Origin of the sequence: Paraclostridium sp. AKS73 (assembly GCF_025671395.1) — a bacterium.
GTDB lineage: Bacteria > Bacillota > Clostridia > Peptostreptococcales > Peptostreptococcaceae > Paraclostridium > Paraclostridium benzoelyticum.
Genome location: NZ_JAIXHU010000002.1, coordinates 154,794 through 181,055, shown reverse-complemented (window position 1 = coordinate 181,055; position 26,262 = coordinate 154,794). Strand labels below are relative to the sequence as shown.

At 28.8% G+C, this 26,262-nt stretch carries 28 protein-coding genes, 1 tRNA gene, 1 pseudogene and 1 other annotated feature; of the genes and pseudogenes, 25 read left to right on the top strand and 5 right to left on the bottom strand.

Annotated elements, in window-relative coordinates; translation table 11 throughout:
- Positions 1-57 precede the first annotated feature (57 nt).
- From LEQ07_RS02395 to LEQ07_RS02355, 9 genes are all read left to right on the top strand, one after another.
- On the top strand, positions 58-750 hold the full coding sequence (locus LEQ07_RS02395) for a response regulator transcription factor (protein WP_263329393.1): 693 nt from the start codon (positions 58-60) through the stop codon (positions 748-750).
- Positions 747-1,034 carry a hypothetical protein gene (locus tag LEQ07_RS02390; protein WP_263329392.1) on the top strand — a complete coding sequence of 96 codons (288 nt, stop codon included), beginning with the start codon at positions 747-749 and terminating at the stop codon, positions 1,032-1,034. The genes LEQ07_RS02395 and LEQ07_RS02390 overlap by 4 nt, the downstream gene beginning before the upstream one ends.
- A complete protein-coding gene (locus LEQ07_RS02385) occupies positions 1,031-1,555 on the top strand; it encodes a histidine kinase dimerization/phospho-acceptor domain-containing protein (protein ID WP_263329391.1) in 525 nt (174 codons plus the stop codon). Before LEQ07_RS02390 ends, LEQ07_RS02385 begins: the two co-directional genes overlap by 4 nt.
- A complete protein-coding gene (locus tag LEQ07_RS19995; protein WP_317851987.1) occupies positions 1,504-1,986 on the top strand; it encodes a sensor histidine kinase in 483 nt (160 codons plus the stop codon). Before LEQ07_RS02385 ends, LEQ07_RS19995 begins: the two co-directional genes overlap by 52 nt.
- Before the next feature lie 80 nt (positions 1,987-2,066).
- Positions 2,067-2,750, top strand: coding sequence for an ABC transporter ATP-binding protein (locus LEQ07_RS02375; RefSeq protein ID WP_263329390.1), 684 nt, complete (start codon positions 2,067-2,069; stop codon positions 2,748-2,750).
- On the top strand, positions 2,743-4,077 hold the full coding sequence (locus LEQ07_RS02370) for an ABC transporter permease (protein ID WP_263329389.1): 1,335 nt from the start codon (positions 2,743-2,745) through the stop codon (positions 4,075-4,077). The genes LEQ07_RS02375 and LEQ07_RS02370 overlap by 8 nt, the downstream gene beginning before the upstream one ends.
- A complete protein-coding gene (locus tag LEQ07_RS02365; RefSeq protein ID WP_263329388.1) occupies positions 4,071-4,721 on the top strand; it encodes a hypothetical protein in 651 nt (216 codons plus the stop codon). Before LEQ07_RS02370 ends, LEQ07_RS02365 begins: the two co-directional genes overlap by 7 nt.
- Entirely contained in the window at positions 4,718-5,125 is a 408-nt protein-coding gene (locus tag LEQ07_RS02360) for an FtsX-like permease family protein (RefSeq protein ID WP_150842158.1), read from the top strand. Before LEQ07_RS02365 ends, LEQ07_RS02360 begins: the two co-directional genes overlap by 4 nt.
- Before the next feature lie 7 nt (positions 5,126-5,132).
- Positions 5,133-5,369, top strand: a complete 237-nt coding sequence (locus LEQ07_RS02355; protein ID WP_263329387.1) for a hypothetical protein — start codon at positions 5,133-5,135, stop codon at positions 5,367-5,369.
- Between the two features lie 67 nt (positions 5,370-5,436).
- Here LEQ07_RS02355 and recX read toward each other — a convergent pair whose 3' ends face one another.
- Positions 5,437-6,078: a recombination regulator RecX gene (gene recX, locus LEQ07_RS02350; protein WP_263329386.1), complete on the bottom strand. Its 642-nt coding sequence runs from the start codon at positions 6,076-6,078 to the stop codon at positions 5,437-5,439.
- A 137-nt stretch (positions 6,079-6,215) separates the two neighbouring features.
- Here recX and nadD point away from each other — a divergent pair, with 137 nt between their 5' ends.
- From nadD to sdaAA, 8 genes and pseudogenes are all read left to right on the top strand, one after another.
- Positions 6,216-6,905: a nicotinate-nucleotide adenylyltransferase gene (gene nadD, locus LEQ07_RS02345; protein WP_152650817.1), complete on the top strand. Its 690-nt coding sequence runs from the start codon at positions 6,216-6,218 to the stop codon at positions 6,903-6,905.
- Between the two features lie 2 nt (positions 6,906-6,907).
- On the top strand, positions 6,908-7,471 hold the full coding sequence (gene yqeK, locus LEQ07_RS02340) for a bis(5'-nucleosyl)-tetraphosphatase (symmetrical) YqeK (RefSeq protein ID WP_263329385.1): 564 nt from the start codon (positions 6,908-6,910) through the stop codon (positions 7,469-7,471).
- A gap of 182 nt (positions 7,472-7,653) precedes the next feature.
- Complete coding sequence (rsfS, locus tag LEQ07_RS02335) at positions 7,654-8,007, top strand: ribosome silencing factor (protein ID WP_025162073.1); 354 nt, start codon at positions 7,654-7,656, stop codon at positions 8,005-8,007.
- Positions 8,008-8,040: 33 nt separating this feature from the next.
- Positions 8,041-8,233 (top strand) — a binding site (T-box leader).
- A gap of 168 nt (positions 8,234-8,401) precedes the next feature.
- Positions 8,402-10,821, top strand: a pseudogene (leuS, locus tag LEQ07_RS22345) (leucine--tRNA ligase).
- A 321-nt stretch (positions 10,822-11,142) separates the two neighbouring features.
- Complete coding sequence (gene ilvA, locus LEQ07_RS02325) at positions 11,143-12,354, top strand: threonine ammonia-lyase (protein WP_046821766.1); 1,212 nt, start codon at positions 11,143-11,145, stop codon at positions 12,352-12,354.
- A gap of 160 nt (positions 12,355-12,514) precedes the next feature.
- On the top strand, positions 12,515-12,898 hold the full coding sequence (locus LEQ07_RS02320; RefSeq protein ID WP_025162072.1) for a RidA family protein: 384 nt from the start codon (positions 12,515-12,517) through the stop codon (positions 12,896-12,898).
- Between the two features lie 121 nt (positions 12,899-13,019).
- The gene (gene sdaAB, locus LEQ07_RS02315; RefSeq protein ID WP_021429814.1) at positions 13,020-13,694 is read left to right on the top strand and encodes an L-serine ammonia-lyase, iron-sulfur-dependent subunit beta; all 675 of its coding nucleotides are present in this window, start codon (positions 13,020-13,022) and stop codon (positions 13,692-13,694) included.
- Positions 13,695-13,717: 23 nt separating this feature from the next.
- Positions 13,718-14,596 (top strand): L-serine ammonia-lyase, iron-sulfur-dependent, subunit alpha, encoded by an 879-nt coding sequence (gene sdaAA, locus LEQ07_RS02310; RefSeq protein WP_046821764.1) that lies wholly within the window; start codon positions 13,718-13,720, stop codon positions 14,594-14,596.
- A 112-nt stretch (positions 14,597-14,708) separates the two neighbouring features.
- Here sdaAA and LEQ07_RS02305 read toward each other — a convergent pair whose 3' ends face one another.
- The gene (locus LEQ07_RS02305) at positions 14,709-15,965 is read right to left on the bottom strand and encodes a D-alanyl-D-alanine carboxypeptidase family protein (RefSeq protein ID WP_263329383.1); all 1,257 of its coding nucleotides are present in this window, start codon (positions 15,963-15,965) and stop codon (positions 14,709-14,711) included.
- A 309-nt stretch (positions 15,966-16,274) separates the two neighbouring features.
- Here LEQ07_RS02305 and LEQ07_RS02300 point away from each other — a divergent pair, with 309 nt between their 5' ends.
- From LEQ07_RS02300 to selB, 4 genes are read left to right on the top strand one after another with little or no spacing between them, the layout of a single operon-like run.
- Positions 16,275-16,742: a helix-hairpin-helix domain-containing protein gene (locus LEQ07_RS02300; protein ID WP_263329382.1), complete on the top strand. Its 468-nt coding sequence runs from the start codon at positions 16,275-16,277 to the stop codon at positions 16,740-16,742.
- Between the two features lie 55 nt (positions 16,743-16,797).
- Complete coding sequence (gene selD, locus LEQ07_RS02295; protein WP_084821894.1) at positions 16,798-17,844, top strand: selenide, water dikinase SelD; 1,047 nt, start codon at positions 16,798-16,800, stop codon at positions 17,842-17,844.
- Positions 17,845-17,868: 24 nt separating this feature from the next.
- Positions 17,869-19,278, top strand: a complete 1,410-nt coding sequence (selA, locus tag LEQ07_RS02290) for an L-seryl-tRNA(Sec) selenium transferase (protein ID WP_046821760.1) — start codon at positions 17,869-17,871, stop codon at positions 19,276-19,278.
- A 2-nt stretch (positions 19,279-19,280) separates the two neighbouring features.
- Complete coding sequence (selB, locus tag LEQ07_RS02285) at positions 19,281-21,164, top strand: selenocysteine-specific translation elongation factor (RefSeq protein ID WP_263329381.1); 1,884 nt, start codon at positions 19,281-19,283, stop codon at positions 21,162-21,164.
- A gap of 126 nt (positions 21,165-21,290) precedes the next feature.
- Here selB and LEQ07_RS02280 read toward each other — a convergent pair whose 3' ends face one another.
- Positions 21,291-22,337 (bottom strand): FAD:protein FMN transferase, encoded by a 1,047-nt coding sequence (locus LEQ07_RS02280; protein ID WP_263329379.1) that lies wholly within the window; start codon positions 22,335-22,337, stop codon positions 21,291-21,293.
- Between the two features lie 48 nt (positions 22,338-22,385).
- Here LEQ07_RS02280 and LEQ07_RS02275 point away from each other — a divergent pair, with 48 nt between their 5' ends.
- The 3 genes from LEQ07_RS02275 to LEQ07_RS02265 all read left to right on the top strand — a co-directional run bounded on the left by LEQ07_RS02275 (position 22,386) and on the right by LEQ07_RS02265 (position 23,742).
- Positions 22,386-22,763, top strand: coding sequence for a NusG domain II-containing protein (locus tag LEQ07_RS02275; protein WP_263329378.1), 378 nt, complete (start codon positions 22,386-22,388; stop codon positions 22,761-22,763).
- 14 nt (positions 22,764-22,777) lie between these two features.
- Positions 22,778-23,452: a uracil-DNA glycosylase gene (locus LEQ07_RS02270; protein ID WP_263329376.1), complete on the top strand. Its 675-nt coding sequence runs from the start codon at positions 22,778-22,780 to the stop codon at positions 23,450-23,452.
- Between the two features lie 193 nt (positions 23,453-23,645).
- Positions 23,646-23,742, top strand: a tRNA-Sec gene (locus LEQ07_RS02265).
- Between the two features lie 80 nt (positions 23,743-23,822).
- Here the strand turns inward: LEQ07_RS02265 and LEQ07_RS02260 are convergent.
- Entirely contained in the window at positions 23,823-24,512 is a 690-nt protein-coding gene (locus LEQ07_RS02260) for a hypothetical protein (RefSeq protein WP_263329374.1), read from the bottom strand.
- Between the two features lie 80 nt (positions 24,513-24,592).
- Here LEQ07_RS02260 and LEQ07_RS02255 point away from each other — a divergent pair, with 80 nt between their 5' ends.
- Positions 24,593-25,297, top strand: coding sequence for a tRNA threonylcarbamoyladenosine dehydratase (locus LEQ07_RS02255; protein WP_046821754.1), 705 nt, complete (start codon positions 24,593-24,595; stop codon positions 25,295-25,297).
- Positions 25,298-25,443: 146 nt separating this feature from the next.
- On the opposite strand, the gene LEQ07_RS02250 is transcribed toward LEQ07_RS02255, so the two are convergent.
- The gene (locus tag LEQ07_RS02250) at positions 25,444-26,217 is read right to left on the bottom strand and encodes a ComEC/Rec2 family competence protein (RefSeq protein ID WP_263329372.1); all 774 of its coding nucleotides are present in this window, start codon (positions 26,215-26,217) and stop codon (positions 25,444-25,446) included.
- Between the last annotated feature and the right edge of the window lie 45 nt (positions 26,218-26,262).

Sequence of the window (26,262 nt, the reverse complement as noted above, 5' to 3'; positions counted from 1 at the left end):
TTTTAGAAGACCTTCATAGTAAAATATATGTAAAAGGATAATATAAAGGAGCGTTTTATGGGAGATATTTTATTATTAGAAGATGATAGATCTTTAAATAGGGGGATTAGTTTTAAATTAAAAAGAGAAGGATATAAAGTATTTACAACATTTAGTATAAAAGAAGCTAAAGATATATTTTTAAATGAAAAAATTGATTTGATTATATCTGATATTGGACTTCCTGATGGAGATGGCTTTGAGTTTTGTGAATATATAAGAACTATAAGTGATGTTCATATAATAATGTTAACTGCATTAGATCAAGAAGTTGATATAGTTACTGGGTATGATGTTGGAGCGGATGATTACATTACAAAACCATTTAGTTTAATTATTTTAATATCTAAAGTAAATGCAATTATGAAGAGAATTGGAAACTCTAGCAATGAAACATGTATAAGTTGTGATGGTATAACTTTTAACTATGTAGATAGTAAGCTTACAAAAGAAGAAAATGAAATAATTCTTAGTAAAAATGAAAGTAAATTACTTAAGTATTTAATGGAAAACTCATGTCAAACTATAACTAAGGAACAATTGATGGAAGCATTGTGGGATATTGATGGAAATTATGTGGATGAAAATACTGTAGCTGTGAATATAAGAAGACTTAGACAAAAGGTCGAAGATAACCCATCTACGCCTAAATTTATAAAAAATATTAGAGGAATTGGATACACTTTTGAAAAGAGGTGTATTAAAAAATGATAGATTTATTAAGAAGAGAGCCGATTGTGAAGCGTATATCCATATATATGGGGATAGGGTTAATAACGATTTTATTTATATTTAGCATTAATCAATATAACAATTTAAAAAACATATATTTAGAACAATTAAATATAAATAAAAAAATTGTGGGGTCTATAGTAAGTGAACACCCAGAGCTTGAGGCAGATATAGTAAATAGTATATATATTAATGATAAAGACTACAGTGATTTAGGCGAGAAGGTATTGAAAAATATGGATATGATAAAAATTATAAAATGATAGAAAATATAAATTTTCAACAACATATAAAGTATTTCCTGGTAAATAATTTAATTGTTTTTGTAGGAATCATAATATTAATAATGTTAATAATGTGCAATTTGATGAAATATGTATTTAATAAATTAGATAAAGTAAGTAAAAATGTAGAGTGTATAATTCATGGGAAATACAATATAAAAGATGATTTTAAAGAAGAAGGTATATTCAATATAATTCATTCAGATTTAAATAAATTATCAAAAAGTATAAATATTAAAATTAAAGATTTAGATAAAGAAAAAGAAAATATAAAAGAGCTAGTAACTGATATATCGCATCAACTTAAAACTCCATTAGCGTCTTTGAAATTATATAATTCATTGTTATTAGAAGAAGATTTAGATGAGGAAGACAGAACTGAGTTTTTGAAAACAAGTGGTATGTCTATAAATAAATTGCAAAGTCTCATTGAGTCTTTAGTAAACATATCAAGATTAGAAACAAGTATGATAAATATAAAAAAGAAAATAAAAACATAAAATCAACAATTATTAAGGCTATAGAAAGTGTAAAACCAAAAGCTATTAATAAATGTATATCTATTAATTTAAATGATTTTGATGATAAAATAGTACCTCATGATTCTAAGTGGACAGAAGAATGTATATTTAATATTTTAGATAATGCAGTTAAATATACTAACTTAAAAGGGAAAATAGATATATATGTTCAAGATGCTATAAATTTTATGAGGGTTGATATAAAAGATAATGGAATTGGAATTGATAAAAATGAATTTAATAATATTTTTAAAAGATTTTATAGAAGTGAAGAAGTTCAAGAGTTAGAAGGTTCAGGGGTTGGACTTTATTTAAGCAGAAAAATACTTGAAAGCCAAGGTGGAAATATAATTGTATCATCTCAAAAAGGTGAAGGTAGTAAATTTTCTTTGTTTCTTACGAAAGTGTAAGACTTTATGAAAGTGTTATGTAAGACTTAAAGCTTAACATTAAAGTATAAAAAGTAAGAAAAAGAGAAGGAGTAAACTATATGAGTATATTAAAAACTAGGGGCTTGAAAAAATATTATGGAGAAGGAGAAAACTTAGTAAAAGCAATTGATGACAATAACATAGAAATAATTGAAGGGGAATTTGTAGCTATAGTAGGAAAATCAGGTTCAGGGAAAAGTACACTATTACATATGATAGGCGGGCTAGATAGACCGACAGATGGAAAAGTATTTATAGATGGTAAGGATATATTTTCATTAAAGGACGAATCTTTAGCTATTTTTAGAAGAAGAAAAATAGGATTTATATTCCAATATTATAACTTGATACCATCGCTAAATGTTTGGGAAAATATAGTACTTCCTATAGGTCTTGATAATAAGGCTGTAGATGAAGAATTTATAAATGATATAATAAAGGCTTTAGGGTTAAGTGATAAAAAAGAGTCACTTCCAAATACTTTATCAGGAGGTCAACAACAAAGAGTTGCTATAGCTCGTGCATTAGCAACTAGACCATCTATAATATTAGCTGATGAACCAACTGGAAACTTAGACTCAAAAACATCAGATGAGGTAATGAGTTTGCTAAAATTTATGATAAAAAAATATAACCAGACATTAGTTATGATAACTCATGATGAAACTATAGCACAAATGGCAGATAGGGTTATATATATTGAAGATGGAAAGGTCTTAAAAGGTGGTGTTATAAATGATTAACACTACTAAAATAGCAAAAAGTAATTTAAAACAAAATAAGTCAAAATCTACACTAATTATTATTACTATAATTCTAGCAACTACACTTTTAACTGCTGTTGGATTGACTTGTGCAGATTGGAATTTTTTAAGTAAAGAAAATGTTAGGAAGTACTCAGGAACTCAACATGGAGTTTACAGAAAGATAGATGAGCAAAAACTAAAGCAAATTAAAGCTCATTCTCAAATTGAAAAAATTGGAATTATAAATAGCATAGGAAGTAAGGATTATGAAGATGAGACTAAAATAGGTATAGGATATATAGATAATAATGCTATAGAATTTAGTAGTAAAAATTTTATAAATGGAAAACTTCCAACTAAAAAAAATGAAATTGTTTTAGATGATTTAGCTTTAGAGAAAATGGGATATGAAAAAAAATTAGGTCAAAAGATTAATTTAGAATATGAAGATTTTGCAAAAAAGGGTACTACTAAATCAGAGTTCATATTAACTGGAATTACAAAAGTAAATAAAATTTCTAAACTTAAAAAATCTTATGCTGGCATAGTATCGAAAGATTATATGGAATCAACTAGAGATATGGATAAAGAAATTTCAAATGTATTTATAACTATAAAAGGTGAAAATAAATTATCTGGGGAAGAACTTATATCAAAAGTAGAAAAAATAGGTAAAGACTTAGATATACCAAAGGGTAGCATAAATGTAAATGAAGATTATATAAATACCTTAAAGCCAGATACTCAGGTTATAATGTGGGGAGCTACAATAGCAATAATAGTTATATTATCTAGCATATTAGTAATTTACAATATATTTTATCTATCAATAACAAGTAAAGTTCAGGAGTTTGGAAAACTTAGAGCTATAGGAGCTACTAAAAAACAAATAAAATCAATTGTTTTAAAAGAGGGGATATTTTTATCTACAATAGCTGTACCACTAGGAATTACATTAGGATATGCAATAAATAAATTTGTATTAACAAAAGTATTTTTTAATGGAGCAGATGTACAAAAACTTCCAATAATAATAGGTGTTATGGGTGTAAGTTTCTTAACAGTGTTTATATCTTTGTTAAAGCCTATGAAGGTTGCATCAAAAGTATCTATTATTGAGGCTGTAAGATATAGTGGTGATATAAAAACAAAATCTAAAACTAGAAAAGGATATAAATATATAAATATAAAAAGACTTTCGAATGCAAATTTAAAAAGAAATAAAAAGCGTACTTATGTAACTATAATATCACTTTCATTAAGTGGAATAATATTTGTTGTTATAGCTAGTGTTTTAAATAGTATAAATGCTGAAAAATGGTAAGAGATCATTTTTCATATGATATAAGTATAAACTTATCAGGATATACTTTTGGAGAAGAAGATAGTCCAAACACTGAATTTAATATTTTACAAACTAAAAATCCATTAGGTAAAGGTTTTAGAGGTAAACTATTAAATATGGATGGTGTTGTGAGTTTAGAAAGCATAAATACCACTAAAGTAGAAGTTAATAATTTAGGAAATGAGTATAAATATGAGCAGTTATCAGGAATAGATGAGAAAGATTTAGAGGATTTAGAATTTTATCTTGAAGATGGAAAAATAGATATTGAAAAGTTGAAAAGTGGAGATGAGATACTTTTCGCATATCCAGAATTAGCAAAAGAGTTTGGCATAAAAGCAGGAGACAAAATAACTTTAACATTATATGATGGAAAAGATAAGTTTAATAAAACATTTAAAATTCAAGCTATAACATCAGCTACAGGTGTTTTTTTAATTCACAATGATGTATTTAAAAATTTGTTTAAAACAGACACAACTAACACTTTAGGTATACATGTTGCTGAAGATAGTTATGATGAAGTAAAAGAATTTATTAAAAACTTAGATAAATCAAATGAATATATAGACGCTAGATATATAGATGATGAAATAGAATTAAATGAATTATCTATAAAATGACTAAAGCTGTAGGATATAGTTTGGTTATAATAATAGGGGTTATAGGATTTATGAATTTAATAAACTCTATGATAACTAGTATAATAACTAGAAAAAAAGAATTAGGAATGTTACAAGCTATAGGTTTAACGGATAAACAACTTATAAAAATGTTAAATATTGAAGCTATGTTTTACACAGGGACTATGCTTTTAAGTTCCTTAACACTAGGAAGTGGGTTAGGATATATTGCTGTTTATGTTTTTAGAAAGACTGGAGCTTCTTATGCATCATATGCATTCCCGCTTATTCCTATTTTAATTATGGTTTTATGTATAGTAATTGCACAGTTAACATTAACTTATATAATAAGTAAGAATTTTAATAAAGAATCTTTAATTGATAGGGTTAGATACAACGAATAAAACAAAAATGATAGATAATAAAAATGTAGGTGATTTTAAATTTATAATTTTAGAAGAAGTAATTTCTAAGGAAAGTAAATTATCAAATTGGGATAATTTAATAATGAGTTTTAAAATATTTATAAAGAAAATCAATGTATCTCCTAAAAAATGGTTTGGTATAGATACAAGTATTGTTGAAGTAGAAAAAGTACCTATAACTATAGGTAGAATTAAAAAGATTAAACTTAAACGAGTAAATTAGAATATATAAGTATTAAAAATTTATGGAGTCTTCAAAACATAATTATTTTGAAGACTCCATAATTTATTTAACAATAATCTGACTCATCACAATTAAGAAGTTTGTTTAGAACCCTTTTTATAATGTCATAACTAAATCCTTTATAAGCTAAATGTTGAGAAACTTTTTGATATATTTTGTTTCTATCTTCATTTTTTACACGCTCGTATCTCTTCTTAGCTAAATGCATTGCATTTTCAAACTCTACATCACTATCTATATCAGATATAACAGAGTCTATAGTACTTCTATCAATACCCTTATTATATAAATTTTGCTTTATTCTGTTTTTACCGCACTTATTAACTTTTAAGTTTGTATTAGTTATTCGCTGAGCAAGATCTTCATCATTTACAAAATTATACTTTCTTAAAAAAACTAAGACTTCTTCTATGGTGTCTTCATCAAAGTCATTAGATAATTTACTTATTATATTTTTTTCTGATTGAGGTGCTTTAGAAAGTATTGATAAAGCTTTGTTTTTAGCTTTTATATACATTTCATCATGTAGTAAACCCCTTAAAACCTCTTCATCAATTTCCATTCCTTTTTTTAAGTTTAATGTAAAAACTAGTTCTTTATAAATTCCCATAAAAAACTGTTCATTTAAATATATGTTAACTCTATCTTCGCTTTTTTTCTGAGCTTCTATTTTTGTTATTATAGACATAACTACCTCCTTTATAAAACTGAACTCAATGCATTTTAATCATGTACAAAATTATACCGTAAAATATAGAATAATTGTATCAAAGAAGCTAAAATTAATGATACAATAAAAGTATAAAGGACAAAAGGAGATTTTTAATGAGAATTGATGAATTAGTATTAAAGGCAAAAAATTTTAACAACCTAAAGTCAAATTTTCATAAAATGGGAAATGAGAATGTAAATATAGGTATAATGGGAGGAACTTTTGACCCTATACATTATGCGCATTTAGCAACAGCAGAATATGTAAGAGAAACTTACAATCTTGACAAAATACTTTTTATACCAACTGGTAACCCACCTCATAAATCAAAACTAAGAACGGATAAAAAAGATAGATATAATATGGTTTTATTGGCTACAATGAATAATGATGATTTTGTTGTTTCGGATATGGAGATAAATAGAAATACTAGAACTTATACAATAGATACTTTAAAAGAACTACATAAAATTTATCCAAATGCTAATATATACTTTATAACTGGAGCTGATACTATTTGCGATATGGAAAGTTGGAAAAATGTTGGGGAAAATTTTGAATTAGCAACTTTTATAGCAGCAAATAGACCGGGGATAAATTCTAATGAAGCTAAAATGAAAATAGAAAGATTAAAATCTAGATATGATGCTAATATAAGGTCAGTAAATGTTCCTTCGCTGGATATATCGTCAACTTATATAAGAAACCATATAAAACATGGTAAATCTATTAAATATTTAATACCTGAATGTGTGGAATCTTATATTTATGAAAAAAAAATATATACAAATGGAGTTGAATAATTTTGGATTCGCAAAATTTAATAATTAAATTAAATGAAATGCTACCTAAAAATAGAATGTTACATTCTGAAGGTGTTGCTAAGTGTGCAGTAAAATTAAGTAAGATATATGGATACGATGAAGAAAAAGCATATTTAGCAGGTATACTTCACGATTGTGCAAAGTATTTAAATCAAGAACAAGTTGAGTATTATGTAAAAAAATATGAAATATACTTAGATGATTATGAAAAAGAAAACTTAGCACTGTCTCATAGTATAATAGGATCAGTTTTAGTTAGACATGAATTTTTTATAGATGATTTAGATATAGTAACTGCTGTTAGGTATCATACTACAGGAAGATCTAATATGGACATGCTAGAAAAAATTATATACATAGCCGATATAATTGAAGAAAATAGAAATTATCCTGGAGTAGAAGAACTGCGAGAGCTAGCTTATAACGGTCAAATGGATAAGGCATTATTACAATCATTCGACAACACTATAAAATTAGTAATAGATAGAAAGCAAATAATACACCCTAGAACAATAGAAGCTAGAAATTTTATTTTAAAAAAGTAAATAATTTTTATAAAATAAATCACAATAAATATAAATTAATAATAATATAGAATTAATAAATTGAAGAAGTGGAAATAATAGCGATAACTTGTCAATACTAAGAATATAAATTTAGTATTATGAAGTCGGTTTTTTGTGGTATAATATAAAAACGCAAAAAATAAGGAAGGTAGGAATTTAATATGACGACAGTAGAACAAATGGTTAAAGTTATATATGATGCTATTGATGATAAACTAGGTAAAGATATATCTATAATAAAAGTAGGAGAAGTATCAAGTTTATGTGATTACTTCGTAATAGCTACAGCAGGATCTCAAAGACAAGTAAAAGCTATAGCTGATAACGTAGAAGATGAACTTACTAAGTTAGGGATAGAATCAAGAGGTAAAGAAGGATACGAGACACAAGAGTGGATACTATTAGACTTTGGAGATATAATGGTTCACGTATTTAATGAAGAAAATAGAGCATACTATAACCTAGAGAAAATGTGGAAAGATGCTCCATATGTTGATGTTGACACATTAGCTTAATAATTATATAATAATAAGATATAATTAAAAATTAAAATAGACTAGAGTAGTAAAATTAAATTTAGATTTCAGAGAGCTAGTGGATGGTGCGAACTAGTATTAAATTGATTTGAACTTGCTAGATACAATCTATTTAACCGTAGTTGGTATAAAGACTAGTACGAGAGGATTATTTAAAAAAATAATCAATTAGGGTGGTACCGCGAGTAATATCCTCGTCCCTAAACATTAATTTGTTTAGTGACGGGGATTTTTTTATACGTGTATATTGGTCAGCGAAGATGTTAGATTAGTTGATGACGAAACACTTAAAGTCAAAATGACTTTGTGTGAAGGAAACAATTAATCTAACAACGAGCGACCCACACGAAACAAAAAAATAGGAGGTAAAAAAATGAACGTTTATAAACCAAATGAAGTTGAAGCTAAATGGCAAAAAACTTGGGATCAAAATGATCAATACAAAACTGACACTAATGATACAACAAAACCAAAATACTACACATTAGAAATGTTACCATACCCATCAGGAAAAATACACATGGGGCATGTTAGAAACTACTCTATAGGTGATGTTATAGCTAGATTTAAAAAGATGCAAGGTTACAATGTTCTTCACCCAATGGGATGGGACTCATTCGGACTTCCAGCTGAAAATGCGGCTATAAAGCATGGAATACATCCTCATAAGTGGACTATGGAAAACATAGAAGACATGAAGGGTCAATTAAAATTATTAGGACTTAGCTATGATTGGGATAGAGAGATAGCAACATCTACTCCAGAGTACTATAAGTTCACTCAAGAAATATTCTTAAAGTTCTTAGAGCATGGATTAGCATACAAGAAAAAATCTTTTGTTAACTGGTGTCCATCTTGTGAAACGGTTTTAGCTAATGAGCAAGTTGTTCAAGGAGCTTGTGAAAGATGTGATTCAGTAGTAGTTAAAAAAGACTTAGAACAATGGTATTTTAAAACTACTCACTTTGCAGAAGAGTTACTTCAAGATTTAGATACTTTAGATGGATGGCCAGAAAAAGTTAAAACAATGCAAAGAAACTGGATAGGAAAAAGTACTGGAGCTGAAATAACTTTCGATATAGATGGAATTGATAAATCAGTAACAGTATTTACAACTAGACCAGATACAGTACACGGAGTTTCTTATATGGTTTTAGCTCCAGAGCATGATTTAGTTAAAGAATTAGTTGCTGGAACTGAGTATGAAGAAGCTGTAGAAAAGTTTATAACTAAAATGTACACTATGACTGAAATAGAAAGAACTTCAAGCGACTTAGAAAAAGAAGGAATGTTCATAGGTAAACATGTTATAAACCCATTAAACGGACAAAAAGTTGAGCTATGGATAGCAAACTATGTATTAGCTGACTATGGAACAGGTGCAGTTATGGCAGTTCCGGCTCATGATGAAAGAGATGCTGAATTTGCAGCTAAATATAACTTAAACGTAGTTGAGGTTATAAATGAAGATAATATAATGGTAAACTCTGGTGAGTTTGATGGAATGGAAGCTTCAAAAGCATTTGATGCAATAATAGAAAAATAGAAGAAATGGGAATAGGAAAGAAAACAGTTAACTATAGATTAAGAGACTGGTTACTTTCTAGACAAAGATATTGGGGATGTCCAATACCTGTAGTATACTGTGATGAGTGTGGATTAGTACCTGAGAAGAAAGAAAACTTACCTGTATTATTACCAACAGATATAGAATTTACAGGTAAAGGTGAATCACCACTTACTACATCAAAAGAGTTTATGAATGCTACTTGCCCATGTTGTGGAAAGCCAGCTAGAAGAGAAGTAGATACAATGGATACTTTTGTTGATTCTTCTTGGTATTTCTTAAGATATATAGATGCTCAAAATACTAACGAGCCATTTAGTAAGGATGCAGTTAACAATTGGATGCCAGTGGATCAATATATAGGTGGAGTAGAGCATGCTATAATGCATTTACTTTACGCAAGATTCTTTGTTAAAGCATTTAATGAAATGGGAATGTTAGACTTCAAAGAACCATTTAAAAACTTATTAACTCAAGGTATGGTTTTAAAAGATGGAACTAAGATGAGTAAGTCTAAAGGAAATGTTGTATCTCCGCTTGAAATAATAGACGAGTACGGAGCTGATACTGCTAGATTATTCGTATTATTTGCAGCACCACCAGAAAGAGATTTAGAATGGTCAGAACAAGGTGTTGAAGGATGCTTTAGATTCTTAAATAGAGTTTATAGATTAGTTGACGAATTAGCTGATAAAGCTAAATGTGATGCTACTATGGATGAATTAACTAAAGAAGATAAGGCTATGAGATTCACTATAAATGCTACTTTAAAGAAAGTAACTGAAGACTTAAATGAGAAGTTTGGTTTCAATACTGCAATATCTGCATTAATGGAATTAATAAACGAAATGTATAAATACAAAGAGTTAGAAACTAGAAATGATGCAGTTATAAAAGAAGCTATAGAAACTATAGTTACAATAATAGCTCCATTTGCTCCTCATATAGGTGAAGAATTATGGACTATGATAGGCAAAGAAGGAAGTATATTTGATATATCTTGGCCAGCTTATGATGAATCTGCTTTAGTTAAAGATGAAGTTGAAGTTGTAGTTCAAATAAACGGTAAAGTAAGAGGAAAATTAAGTGTGGCTGCTAATATATCAAGAGAAGATATGCAAGAAGCTGCAATGAATGATGAAAAAATAAAAGCTTTAGTAGAAGGAAAAACAATAGTAAAAGTAGTAGCTGTTCCTAAGAAGCTTGTTAATATAGTTGTAAAATAATAAATAAGTTATATAGAATAAAAAAAAGGCCTTTTAAAAAAGACTTTTTTATTTACATAAGTAAGCAATCTAACTAAAAAATAAGGCGATTTTTAAATTTAAAATGAAAAATCATTAAAATAAAATTAAAATTGAAAAAATAAAAAAATTTTTGGCAGGAAAAATAACAGGAAAACAGAAGAATCAACATGTTTGTAAATTTTTGACAAATTAAAAAATTCCCAAAAAAATGTTTTCCTGTTGATTTTTGATGGAAAACTATATACAATAAAGATGTCAAACAATTATAAATTAAATCTAAACATTATGGGAGTGAGTAAAATGACAAGAGTTACATTACAAGATGTTAAAGATGCTAGAGAAACTATAAAAGATATAGTTAAAACAACTGATTTGTTAGAAAGCGTTAAACTAAGTGAAAAGACTGGGGCAAACGTATATTATAAATGTGAAAACTTACAAAAGACTGGTTCTTTTAAAGTAAGAGGGGCTTGCAACAAAATAGCAAGTTTAACTGATGAAGAGAAGGCAAACGGTGTTATAGCATCAAGTGCTGGAAACCATGCACAAGGGGTTGCGCTTGGAGCTAAATTAAGTGGAATAAAAGCTACAATAGTAATGCCAGCTACTGCACCACTTGCAAAAGTTACTGCAACTAAAGGATATGGAGCAGAAGTAGTTCAAGAAGGTTTAGTATATGATGATGCATATGCAAAAGCTGTTGAAATACAAAAAGAAACTGGAGCAACTTTCTTACATCCATTCAATGATAAATATGTTATGGCTGGACAAGGAACAATAGCTCTTGAAATATTTGAACAATTAAATTCAAATGTTGACACTATATTATGCCCAATAGGTGGAGGGGGAATAATAGCTGGTATAGCAACTGCTGCTAAAGCTTTAAACCCAAATGTTAAAATAATAGGTGTTCAAACTGCTAATATACCATCAATGAAAGAATCTATAGAACAAGGACATGTTACAACTGCATTTAAAGCTACTACAATAGCTGACGGTATAGCAGTTAAAACTCCTGGAGATCACACTTTTGAAATAATAAAAGAGTTAGTTGATGAAGTAATAGTTGTTGAAGAAACTGAAATAGCACAAGCTATGTTATTCTTATTAGAAAACCAAAAACTAGTATCAGAAGGTTCAGGTGCAGTATCAACAGCTGCATTATTAAGTGGAAAATACAAGCCAGCTAAAGATGAAAACGTTGTATGTGTAATATCTGGAGGTAATGTAGATGTTAACACATTATACAGAGTTATAGGAACTGCATTAACTTCAGAAGGTAGAAGATATGCATTCAAAACTAAAATACAAGATAAGCCAGGTGGATTAGCTGAGTTAACTCAAATAATAAGTGGATTAAATGCAAACATACTAAATGCAAATATGACAAGACCACCAAAGGAAACTCTTGGTAGTTTATACCTTGAAATAGAATTAGAAACATTCGACCAAGCTCATATAGATAAAATAAAATCAGCAGTAGAGTCTGCAGGGTTTGCAATAGAAGATTAATTTATGATATAATGGGTATATAATAAAAAAGTGAAATTATGCTTGCATAATTTCCACTTTTTTACTATATCCTGTATACAATATATACAATTTAGTAGTATAATATTACTGAAAAAAGTATAATATAAAAACAAAACCTATATAAAAGAAGGAGAGATTGATTATGAAACAAGTAATACATACAGAAAAGGCTCCTAAAGCAATAGGACCATACTCTCAAGCTATAAAAAATGGAAACATGGTATTCGTATCAGGACAAGTTCCATTTAACCCAGAAACTATGGAAATAGTTGAAGGTGGAGCAAAAGAGCAAGCTGCTAGATCATTAGAAAGTTTAAAAGAAATATTAGCTGCATCTGGAGCAACTTTTGCAGACGTAGTTAAGACTACAGTATTCATAAGTGATATGAATGATTTTGCTGAAATAAATGAAGTATACGCTTCTTTCTTCGGTGAAAACAAACCAGCTAGATCTTGTGTAGAAGTAGCTAGATTACCAAGAGATGTTAAAGTTGAAATAGAAGCTATAGCTATAGTAAAATAATAATAGACTTCAAAATGGCCATACCTCTTTATAGGATGGTCATTTTATGAGTTAAGCAACTATTGGAAATCATTTACAAAACAAAAGAAAAAAGACAATTTGATGAAAAGAGGTATTATTAATGGCTAAAGATTATAGTGTATTTGATGTCGTAGGACCAAATATGATAGGTCCATCAAGCTCGCACACTGCAGGTGCTGCAAGATTAGGGAAAATGGCATTAAAAATAGCAGGTAAACCTGTTAAAGATGTTAAGTTCTACTTACATGGATCATTTGCAGAAACATACAAAGGACATGGAACAGATAAAGCATTAGTTGGTGGTATATTAGGATTCCAACCAGATGATGCTAGAATAAGAAATTCTTTTGATTTAGCTAAAGAATTAGGTGTAAGCTTTGAATTCATTAAAGCTAACTTAGGAGAAAACGAACATCCTAACACAGTTAAAATGGAAATGACTTTAGAAGATGGGTCTAAGGCAGAAGTTAAAGGAGCATCTATAGGTGGTGGAAACATTAAACTTACTGAAATGGACGGATTACCACTTGACTTTAACGGTTCTAGACCAGCAGTTATACTTGAAATAAAAGACATACCAGGAGCTGTATCTTTCGTAACTGGACTTCTTGCTCATAACAACAAGAATATAGCAAATATGTCTACTAATAAGCCAGCTGGAGCTGAGTATACATTTGTTACAATAGAAACAGATGAAGCTTTAGATGTTGATGTATTAGATCAATTAAGAAAATTTGAAGTTATAGCGAAAGCTGTAGTTTTAGACAAATTCTAATGAGTAAGGAAGGGTGACAGAATATGAAATACAACTTTACAAGCGGAGCAGAATTAATAGAAAAATGTAAAGACCTAAACATGACTATAGGTCAATTATGTTTAGAAAGAGAAGCTGAATTAAGCGGACTTTCTAAAGAAGAAGTAAGAGAAAAAATGGCTGTTAGTTTAGATATAATGAAAAAAGCTACTGAAAGAGCTGTAACAGAAGATATAAAATCTGTTGGAGGTCTAATAGGTGGAGAAGCTAAAAAATTAGAAAATCACAGAAACACTCAAAAAACAGTTTGTGGTGGACTAATGAATAAAGCTTTAGCTGCTGCAATGGGAACAATGGAAGTAAATGCTTCTATGGGTCTTATAGTTGCTGCACCTACAGCTGGTTCTTGTGGTATATTACCAGGAGCTATAGTTACTATAGGTAAAGAATATGGATTCAGTGATGATGAAATGTTAGATGCATTATTTACAGCATCAGCTATAGGAGCTATAATAACTAGAAATGCAACTGTTGCGGGAGCTGAAGGTGGATGCCAAGCTGAAACTGGTGCTGCAGCTGCAATGAGTGCTGCTGGTATAGTTGAATTAATGGGTGGAAGTGTAGAAGCTGCTGTTTCTGCTGCATCTCACTGTTTACAAAATGTAATGGGATTAGTTTGTGATCCAATAGCAGGTCTTGTTGAAGTTCCTTGTCAAGGAAGAAATGCTATAGGTGTTGCAAATGCTTTAATATCTGCAGAACTTTGTTTAGCTGGAATATTAAATATAATACCATTTGATGAAACTGTTGAAGCTATGTATAGAGTTGGTAGAGGTCTTCCAATGGAGTTAAGAGAAACTGCATTAGGTGGGGTTGCTGCTACTTGTACAGGAAACTGCTTAACTAAGAAAATATTCGGATAATAAAAAGAGGCTATTAGCCTCTTTTTTTAATGTCTTCTTCTTCGATTCTTTTTATTTGAATAAATATTACTTTTTTTCTTTACATATATATTTTTTCTTCTTTTATTTCTTCTTATTTTTTCTTGACCAAAACTAATACAATGAAAAGTACAACTATTAAAATTCCACCAATTATAATTGATGGGAAGCTTTTTAATATTTGATTGTTTAATATTGATGAAAATACATTTGTAACATCATTTTGAGCTATTAGAGGAACATTGGCAACAGGATTTTTTCCTTTATCCTTATAAATATCTAATGTACCTACAGTATCCCCTTTTTTTATTGGAAGGTTTATGTCACTTAAATTAGCTTTAGCTTCAAATGTAGGCGTAGTTTCACCTGTATTGATAACTGTATAATAGCTATACTTAGGTTCGTATTCTAACTTTCTACCCTTTGCATACCATATAAACTTAGAGTCTATAAAATCATTTTTCTCAATCACTTTTTCAGATTTGAAATTATCAAATCCATAATCTAAAAGAGTTCTACTATCTGTATATAAGTTAGGTTCGCCATCTGCTTTAAATACAGCAGCAACTAATCTCATACCATCTTTTTTGGCACTAGAAAGTAGACATTTACCAGCGTCATCTGTATATCCAGTTTTTATACCATCTACTATGTCATACTTAATATCTGTATTTTGACCCTTGTAAGGAATAGTAGTAGTTCCTGTTAAAAATTTATTTGTGTTAATTAATGTTCTTTCTGGTGATAAATTCGTAGCTGGTACCTTTATCGTTTTTTTATTTACTATGTTTCTAAAATCTTCATTGTTCATTGCTTCTCTTGCCATTAAAGCCATATCATAAGCTGATGTGTGATGTTCAGGGTCAGGTAATCCATTTGGATTATGGAAATGAGTATTCTTAGCACCTATCTTTTTAGCTTCTTCGTTCATTAAATTTGCAAATTCTGGTATAGATCCACTAATATGTTGAGCTAAAACAACAGCTGCATCATTTCCAGAAACTAAAAGTAAACCTTCTAATAGTTGCCTAACTGTAACTTGCTCCCCTGGAACTAAATACATACTTGTTCCACCTACAGTTCCTATATTACCAACAGTTACAACCTCATCTAGGTTTTTGGCATATTTTAACGTAAGGTAGGCAGTCCACATTTTAGTTGTAGATGCGGGGTATAAATTTGCATTAGAATTTTTTTCATATAAAACTTTTCCACTTGTATAATCCATTAAAACTGCATATTGAGCAGATATATTAGGAGGTGGTGTTTCTGCGAATGAAATATTACCAAATGCAAATAAATTAACAAAAGTTATTATGAATGATAATAATACTGATACTTTTTTAAACATTTTTTGTCCTCCGATTGTAAACTTATATTTTAGTATAACATATTTATGTCAATAATCAAATTTGAAGGAGTGATAAAATGAAACAGAAGAAAAAATTTATTATTATAATAGTAATTATTGCCATAAGTTCAGTTTTTTTAATTAAAAATAATAAATTTATAGAAAAAATGATTCTTATGTTGTAAGTGGTGCGGAAAGTGAAAAATCCACTTTAGAAAATAATGATGTTGAAAAAATGATAATGATAAAGGGGATTTCTCAAAAATAGAAAATATTGAAGATGTAAAAACTGTTGATAAAACTGAAAATATGACTAAAAAAATTAGTATTTATATAAGTGGAGCTGTAAATTCTCCTGGAGTTGTAGAACTAAAAAGTAATGAAAGATTAATGGAAGGCGTAAAGCTTTGTGATGGACTCACTGATGAAGCTGACACAAATAGAATTAATTTAGCTATGAAAGTTAAGGATGAGGGGCATTATATAATACCTAAACAAGGTGAAGAAATAGCACTTAATGATTCAAATGACAATGTTGAAAATAATAACAATGATGGTAATAATATCACTGAAGGTGACGATAAAAAAATAAACATAAATAGTGCATCTAAAGAAGATTTAGATTCATTACCTGGAGTTGGAGATGTTACCGCACAAAAAATACTAGATTATAGAGAAGAAAATAAGGAGTTTAAATCAATTGATGAAATAAAAAATGTTAAAGGTATAGGAGAAAATAAATTTAATGATTTGAAGGATTATATCTGTATTCAATAAATGCTAATTATGATATTATTAGTTATGTAATGCTTTAAAGAAAGGAGACATAATTATGGAAATGATGAAAAGACTTACAGATATGACAACTTCAGGAGGGTGAGCCGCTAAAATAGGGCCAGAGGTACTGGCATCGGTATTATCTCAATTACCTAAAAATACATCGGATAAAAAAGAAAATTTATTAGTTGGACTTGAAACTTCAGATGATGCGGCTGTTTATAAATTAAATGATGAAACAGCTTTAATTCAAACTTTAGATTTTTTTACTCCAATGATAGATGATCCGTACATATTTGGACAAATAGCAGCATCTAATTCATTATCAGATGTTTATGCTATGGGAGGAAAGCCTTTAGTTGCCATGAACATAGTATGTTTCCCAGCATGTCATGATATGAATGTACTAGCAGAAATATTAAAAGGTGGAATGGATAAGGTAAAAGAAAGTGGAGCTTTATTAGTTGGAGGGCACACTGTTGATGATAAAGAACCTAAATATGGTCTATCAGTATCAGGAACAGTACATCCTGATAAAGTTTTATCTAATGCAACTGCAAAAGTAGGGGATAAATTAGTTATAACTAAGCCTATAGGAGTAGGAATATTAAATACTGCTATGAAAGAAGGTTTAGTAGATGAAGAAACTTCTAAAATCGTAGTTGAAACTATGGTTCATTTAAATAAATATGCAGCTATGAGCTTTGATAATATAAAGGTAAACTCAGTTACAGATATAACAGGATTTGGACTTTTAGGACATGCACTAGAAATGGCAAAAGCATCAGAAGTTAGTATAGAGCTAAATGCTAATGAGATTCCTATATTAAATGGTGCTATTGACATGGCTAAAATGGGAATAATACCAGCTGGTATGTATAGAAATAAACAATATATATCAAGTGATGTTAAATTAGAAAACATAGAAGAAGCTATGGAAGATATATTATATGACCCTCAAACATCAGGAGGATTACTTATTTCTGTAGAAAGTGATCTAGCAGATATATTAGTAGAAGATATGAAGAAGAATGGGTCTATAGAAGCTAAAATAATAGGAACTGTTGTAGATAAAAAAGAAAAGTATATAACGGTAAAGTAATGACTTAAGGGGAGAGGAACTTTAATGAATAAAAGAGAATTATTTGCTCAATTACCTTCAGTAGATGAGATGTTAAACCAAGAAATGATAATAAATGCGTTAAATGAATATCCAAGAAATATTTTACTTGAAGGTATAAGAGAATCTATAGAAGAAAAAAGAAGCGAAATAGTAGAATTAAAAGAGGAAAATTTTGATAAGTTTGATATAACTATAGATGAAGTAGTGAGAAACACAATTAATAAATGTAATTTAAAATACTCATTATCATTAAAGAAAGTGATAAATGCTACAGGAACAGTACTTCATACAAATCTAGGAAGATCACTTCTTAGTGAAAGTATAAAAGATGAGCTTTGGGAAGCGGCATCTAGATATTCAAACTTGGAATATGATATAGATAAAGGACAAAGGGGTTCAAGATATACCCATTTAACAGATACTATAAAACGATTGACTGGGGCTGAAGATGTATTAGTAGTTAACAATAATGCAGCAGCTGTACTACTGGTATTAAGCACTATGGCAAAAGGTGGGGAAGCTATAGTATCTAGAGGTGAGTTAGTTGAAGTTGGGGGCTCTTTTAGAATACCTAGCATAATGGCGTTAAGTGGAGCTGACCTAGTTGAAGTTGGTTCAACTAATAAAACTCATTTAAAAGATTATGAAGAAGCAATAAATGAAAATACTAAAGTTCTTATGAAAGTTCACACAAGTAATTATAGAATACTTGGATTTACACAAAGTGTGGATGTAGATGAACTATGTGAGATAGGCAAAAAACATGAGTTACCTGTAATTGAGGATTTAGGTAGTGGTGTTTTCTTAGATATATCTAAGTATGGATTAAGTTATGAGCCAACAGTATTAGATTCTATTAGAAAAGGTGCAGATGTAGTTACTTTTAGTGGAGATAAGATGCTAGGTGGGCCTCAAGCAGGTATTATAGTTGGTAAAAAAGAATATATTGAAAAAATGAAAAAGAATCAACTTACAAGAGCTTTAAGAGTAGATAAACTAACTATATGTGCATTAGAAGCTACATTAAGAATGTACTTAGACGAAGAAAAAGCAAGAAAAGAAATTCCAACATTAAAAATGTTAACCTATACAATGGATGAATTAGAAGAAAAAGCTAACAACTTATATGAAAGAATAAAACACTTAGATAAATATGCAAATATAACAATTGAAGATGGGCTATCTCAAGTTGGAGGGGGATCTATGCCTTTAGAAACTATAGATTCTAAAGTTATAGCTATAACTCCTAAAAATATAAATGTTTCAACATTAGAAAAGACACTTAGGTTAAGTGATGCTCATATTATAGCTAGAGTCTATGATGATAAGTATGTGTTAGATGCAAGAACTATATTTGAAGATGAATTTGAAATTGTGAAAAATGAATTAGAAAAAGCTTTAATAGGAGGTTAAATATGAAAAATGTAATAATAGGAACAGCTGGACATATAGACCACGGTAAAACAACTCTTATAAAAGCACTTACAGGAAGAGAAACAGACACATTAGCGGAAGAAAAGAAAAGAGGTATATCTATAAATTTAGGATTTACTTACTTTGACTTACCAAGTAATAAAAGAGCAGGGATTGTAGATGTTCCTGGGCATGAAAAATTTATAAAAAATATGTTAGCAGGAGCATCTGGACTTGATATGGTTTTATTAGTTGTTGCAGCGGATGAAGGGGTTATGCCTCAAACTGTAGAACATATGGATATTTTAACATTTTTAAATATAAAAAAAGGAATGATAGTCTTAACTAAAAGTGACACTGTGGAAGAAGACTTCAGAGAGTTAGTAAAAGAGGATATAAGAGAAAAAGTCAAAGGAACATTTTTAGAAGATGCAGAAATTATAGAAGTGGATTCTATATCTAAAAAAGGTTTAGATGAGCTTATCAACAAAATTGATAAAATGACTGATGAAATAGAAGATAAAGACTTAGAAACTCCAGCTAGACTCAATATAGATAGAGTATTTTCTATAAAAGGGTTTGGTACAGTTGTAACAGGGACTTTAATAGAAGGTAAAATAAGTATAGATGATGATCTAGTAATATATCCAAAGGAACTTAAAACAAAGATAAGAAGTATACAAGTTCATGGAGAAAGTGTTGAAACAGCTTATGCGGGACAAAGAACGGCTATAAACATATCTAATGTAAAGGTTGAAGAGATTAACAGGGGAGATGTGCTAGCGTCGCCTCATTCACTAGAAGAAGCAATGATGTTAGATGTTAGATTAAGTATTGTTAAACATACAGATGCGGGACTTAAACACTGGGATAGATTAAGACTTTACCATGGTACTAGAGAAATACTTTGTAGAGCAGTACCGTTAGAAGTAGAAGAAATAATGCCAGGAGAAAGTGGTTTAGTTCAACTTAGACTTGAAGAAAGTATAGTTGCAAAAAAAGGTGATAAGTTTGTCGTAAGAAGATATTCTCCTATGGAAACGATAGGTGGAGGTATAGTTATAGATACTAATCCAAGAAAACATAAGAGATTTGACGCTAATGTAATAGAAGCTCTTAAAATAAAGGAAAAAGGAGAGCTTTCAGATATATTAGAAGCTTACTTAAAAAACAACTCTAGAAACTATCCTAATATAAAAGAAATTATGAGTTATAGTGGTGAGAGTGAAGATAATATAAAGAAATCATTAGAAAAGCTTATTGGACAAGAAAAAGTTATATGTATAAACAATATGTATATGCATATAAACCAATATAACACGTTAAAAGAAAAAGCAGAAAGTGAACTTCAAGCATACCATAAGAAGTTTAGATTAAGAGAGGGTATGTTAAAAGAAGAAGTTAGATCTAAAGTTGAAAGTAAATTTAAAACAAGAGATTTTGATATTTTACTAGATTTATTTATAAATGATGAGCTTATAAAAGTTAATGGTAATTTTGTTTCACTAAAGAAATTTAATGTTGTATTTAACGAAAAGCAAACAAAAATAAAAAATGAGATAGAGAAAATATTAAACAATGCAGGCCTAAATAATATTTATACAATTGAAGATATAACTAACAATAAAAAAGAATACGAAGAAGTGTTAGAATCTTTAATAGGAAATACTGTTGTAAGAATTGAGGATAGTTATTTAATGTCTTCAAAAGTATATAACAATGCTAAAGAAAAGCTTATAAAGTATTTAGAAGAAAATAAAGAAATAACATTAGGTGATTATAGAGATTTAGTTAATTCAAGTAGAAAAAACTGTATGATAATATTAGAAGATTTTGATAGAAATAAGATTACAAAAAGAGTTGAAAATAAAAGAGTATTATTTTAAAAAAAGTAAGTAGTGGTGGCTTACTTGATATGTAGTTGTTTTCTTTGCACAAAGACCTAAAAATCTCGGTCTTTAAGTGCTTCGAAAACAATTACATATCAAGCTTTGCCTGACTACTTACTTTTTTTAATTTTGGATGGTGAAGGTTGAGTCTTTAAGGTTAAATGAATCTTTAAGACCTGGAGTTAAGTATATTTTCTTGTCTTTTGTTATAAATATTGCTTCTGTGTTTGGTAAAGATTCTATTAATTTAATTCCCTCTTTAGTTCCAAGTGAAAAAGCTGTAGTAGATAGTGCATCACAATTCATTGAATTGTTTGAGACTATAGTTACACTGTTAAGTTCATTTTCAACAGGATACCCAGTTTTAGGGCTTAGTATATGGTGATAAATTTTCCCATCTTTTTCTATATATCTTTCATAAATGCCTGATGTAACTACTGAGTTATCTGTTGTTAATATACTTCCTATAGCATTTCCTCTAGGCTTAGTTGGGTCTTGAACTCCTATATTAAATTTATTTTTACCATCCTTAGACCCAATTGTAAAAATGTTTCCACCTAGGTTTACTATAGATCCTTCAATTTTTTGTGTTTTAAGATACTTAACCACTTTATCAGCAGCATAACCTTTTGCAATTCCACCCAAGTCTAACTTTGTACCTTCATGTTTTAGCATTACACTATTATTTTTCTCATCTAAAGTTATGTTTTTGTAATTTATTGTAGGTAAAACTGAATTTATTTCATATTGGCTAGGAACTCTGGCTTTTTCATTTCCTATATTCCATAGTTGAACTAACGAACCAACTGAAGCATCAAAGTGTCCACCTGATAAATCTGAAAAGTGTATAGCTGATTTTATAACTTTAAAAGTATCTGGAGATACTTTAGTGTAAGACTTACCGGCATTTTCATTAATTTTGTAAACATCACTAGATAATGTAGATGGATTCATTTTATTATCCATGTCTTTTATTATACGTTCACAATTATTTAATATCTCATTAGCTTCTTTTTCATTAGCTTTAGTATATAGTGTAACTTCATTAACAGTACCTAGGTAGTACATAGTTTTTGAATATGTATTAATTTTTTGACTAAAGATTAAAAATGAAAATATAGCTAAAATTGATAAAATTGCTATATAAAGTATAAGTTTTTTATTTTTCATGCTGTTTCCCCTTTATATTTATGATATATTTAATTATATTATAAATGCTTGGAGGCTAAAAATGAAGAAAAACGATTTTTTCTTATTTTATCAGTTTTAATCATAATAGGGGTTTGGATAAGTTTTAGCTTTTTCAAAAACCAAGACGAAGGTGAAAAAATAGTTATATATTTAGATAATAAAGTATATAAGGAAATTCCTATTGATGCAACTGAAGATATAACTATAAAAACAGATTCTGGATTTAACAAGATTAAAATTCATGATAAAGGCGTTGAAGTCGTAGATGCATCATGCCCAGATAAAGTATGTGTGAAAACTGGTTTTATAGATAAGTCTAATAAAAATATAGTATGTATACCTAATAAGGTAAGTATAAAAATAATCAGTAATGAAAAAAATGATATAGACACAATAGCAAATTAAAAGTAGGTGAAGAAATGGTTAACATAGGAAACGATTGGGATGAAATATTAAAAGGTGAATTTGAAAAACCATATTATTTAAAATTAAGAGAATTTTTAAAAGAGGAATATAAAAATAATATTATATATCCTGATATGCATGACATATTTAATGCATTGAAATATACATCATATAAAGATACTAAAGTACTAATCTTAGGGCAAGATCCTTATCATGGAGAAAATCAAGCTCATGGGCTTGCATTTTCGGTAAAGCCTGGAGTAAAAACACCTCCGTCTTTATTAAATATGTACAAAGAATTAAACTCAGAATTTGAATGTTTTATACCTAATAATGGATTTTTAGTTCCTTGGACAAAACAAGGTGTATTACTATTAAATACAGCACTTACAGTTAGAGCTCATGAAGCTAACTCTCATAAAGGAAAAGGATGGGAGACTTTCACAGACCATATAATAGAGACTTTAAACTTGAGAGAAGATCCTGTGATATTTGTTTTATGGGGAAATAATGCAAGAAGTAAGAAAAAGTTAATAGATACAAATAAACATTACATAATAGAATCTGCACATCCAAGTCCACTATCAGCTAGTAGAGGATTTTTTGGATCTAAACCATTTTCTAAGGTTAATGATATCTTAATTAAATTAGGAAAAGAGCCTATAGACTGGCAAATTCCAAATATATAAAATATATAATAAAAATAAAATCCTTTTAATATGTGAAAGGATTTTATTTTTTAAGGTTAAAAAATTAAAATTTACAAAAATTAAAGTTAAATTATATAGAAAATTGTAAAAATATGAAAATGTTTGCTAAAAACAGTTGCATCAAAAAAAATATATGGTAATATAAGTTTGTAAGTGAGAGGACATCCCATATGGGGGTGGATGGGTGCTGGTGTGCCCTCTAGTCTTCAAAACTAGTATGAGGGGTTAAGAGCTTCTTGGGTGGGTTCGATTCCCACGCACTCCCGCCAATTAAATGAAAAGAACTTCTGTATAGAAGTTCTTTTTTTGCTTTTAATAACTTAATTATCATCAAAATTTTCTTTTTGGCTCATTGTAAATTGTTTAAGGTCATTATCCCATATATATAATTCTTTTGAAATGTCTTTAGAAAAGGAATTATCATTGATGAGATTGTTGAGACATATAGTATTTGGGGAGGGTAGTCGTCTAGAAAGTCCATACTTCCAGATACTTTAATTTTATCACTACTTTTTAAATCTATTTTTTCGAAATATAGATCTTTTTTTAGTTTAGATGAATATTTAAGTCCTTCTTGATAAAATATCTCTATAAATTTTTTATCATTTGAGTATGTAGTTTCATCCTCACACTTTTGCTCAACTACTAAAAAATCTTTATAAAAATAAAATTCATTTATGTCGTCTAGATTATCTACAATTGAATCAAATGAGTAAGTATGATCTTCATTTTTTATATAAAATGATATAAAAGACTTATTTTGAGGCAATCTTATAGAGAATGCTATATATTTATTTGGACCATTTTCTAAATTTTTATGAATATCGAGTTGCATATAATCTATATATCTTATAAAATCTTCTTTATTAGTATCTTTTAAAATCTGAACAATCAAATTATAATTATCGTTATTAGATAGGGATTCTATAATATCTGAATGGATATTATTTTTAGAAGAACTTACGTCGAGTATTAAAAGCAATGAAACCAATATATTTATTATAAGTATATAAAATAGAAAGTTAATTAATTTTTTCAAAGCATCACCCCTATTTGTATAATCGATATTAAATTATATTCTTGCACATGAAAAAAATTACACAAGGAGATATTTAAAGCATGAACAAACATTTTAAAACTAGAACAGGTCTTATAATAGGAAATGAAGGAATTGAAAAATTACAAAATTCAAATGTAATTGTATTTGGAGTTGGAGGAGTAGGAAGTTTTGCTGCAGAGGCTATAGCTAGAGCTGGTGTAGGCAAGATGACTATTGTAGACTTTGATGATGTAGACATAACTAATATAAATAGACAAATACCAGCACTTCACTCAACTGTAGGAAAATATAAGGTTGATGTTATGAAAGATAGAATTTTAGATATAAACCCAAATATAGATATAAAAGCAATAAGAGCAAAATATACAGCTGAAAATAGTGAAGAAATATTATGCGAAGAATATGATTATGTTATAGATGCTATAGACATGGTTACTTCTAAAATTCATTTGATAGAAACTTGTGTTAAAAAGAATTTAAATATAATAAGTTCTATGGGTATGGGAAATAAGTTAGATCCTACAAAAATAGTAGTTACGGATATATATAAAACTCAAATGTGTCCACTTGCTAAAGTTATGAGAAAAGAATTAAGAGATAGAAAGATAAAAAAATTAAAGGTTGTTTATTCAACAGAACAACCTGTAGAGTTAAAAGAAAAAATTATGAATGGAAAGAAAATAACACCAGGAAGTATATCGTTTGTACCTTCAGTAGGAGGGCTTACAATAGCGTCTGTAGTAGTAAATGATTTAATAAAGTAAACTAAGTAAAAAAGTGATTGTAGCTAAGTGCAAAGTGTCAAAAATTAATTCACCTTCATACAGGCTTTAAAATCTCGCCTGTAAATGGCGGTTGAATTAATCATTGACACTTTGGTAAGGTTCAATCACTTTTTTTATTTACTTTACTATTTAGGTGGGGATGAGGTGGTTATGGTATTTCCGTCACTGTAAAAGGATAGATGCCCTTGTTTATCTGTTCTGTATACTTTTGTGTTTGCTTTTGATAAATTAAGTAAAGTTTCTTTATGTGGATGTCCATATTCGTTATCATACCCACAAGATATAACTGCGACATCAGGAGTTATAGTGTTTATAAAATTTTCACCTGAAGAGCTTTTACTACCGTGATGAGCCACTTTTAAAAAGTTTATATTACTCAAATTAAAACTGTTTAATATTTCTTCTTCATTTTCCAACGTACAGTCACCTGTAAACAAAAATGATTTTTTACCATAGTCTAATTTGAACACGATAGAGTTTGAGTTATTATCTAAATGGGTATAAGAAGGATTTAAGACAGTTAATTTTATGTTATTGTCTAAATTTATGATATTTCCCTTTTCGAGGAATTGAGGATTAATATTTTTCATGCTACAAGATTGAATTAGATTGTAGTATGAATCACTATTTACTTCTTTATTTGGAAGATAAACTTTAGAAATTTCAAATTTATCAATAATAGCATCTAAACTTCCTATATGGTCAGTATCTGGATGAGTAGCTATAACGAAATCTATATTTTTTACTTTTTTAGATTTTAAAAACTTTTTTATAATGAGAGAGCTATCTTCATCGCCTCCATCAACTAATATATTAGTTTTATTTGGAGTTTGAATTAATATACTGTCACCTTGACCTACATCTATTATATGTACTGATAGGAGCGTTTTTTGCCACAACCAACCAAAAGTGTTATTATAATAAATGTTAAACATATGATTTTT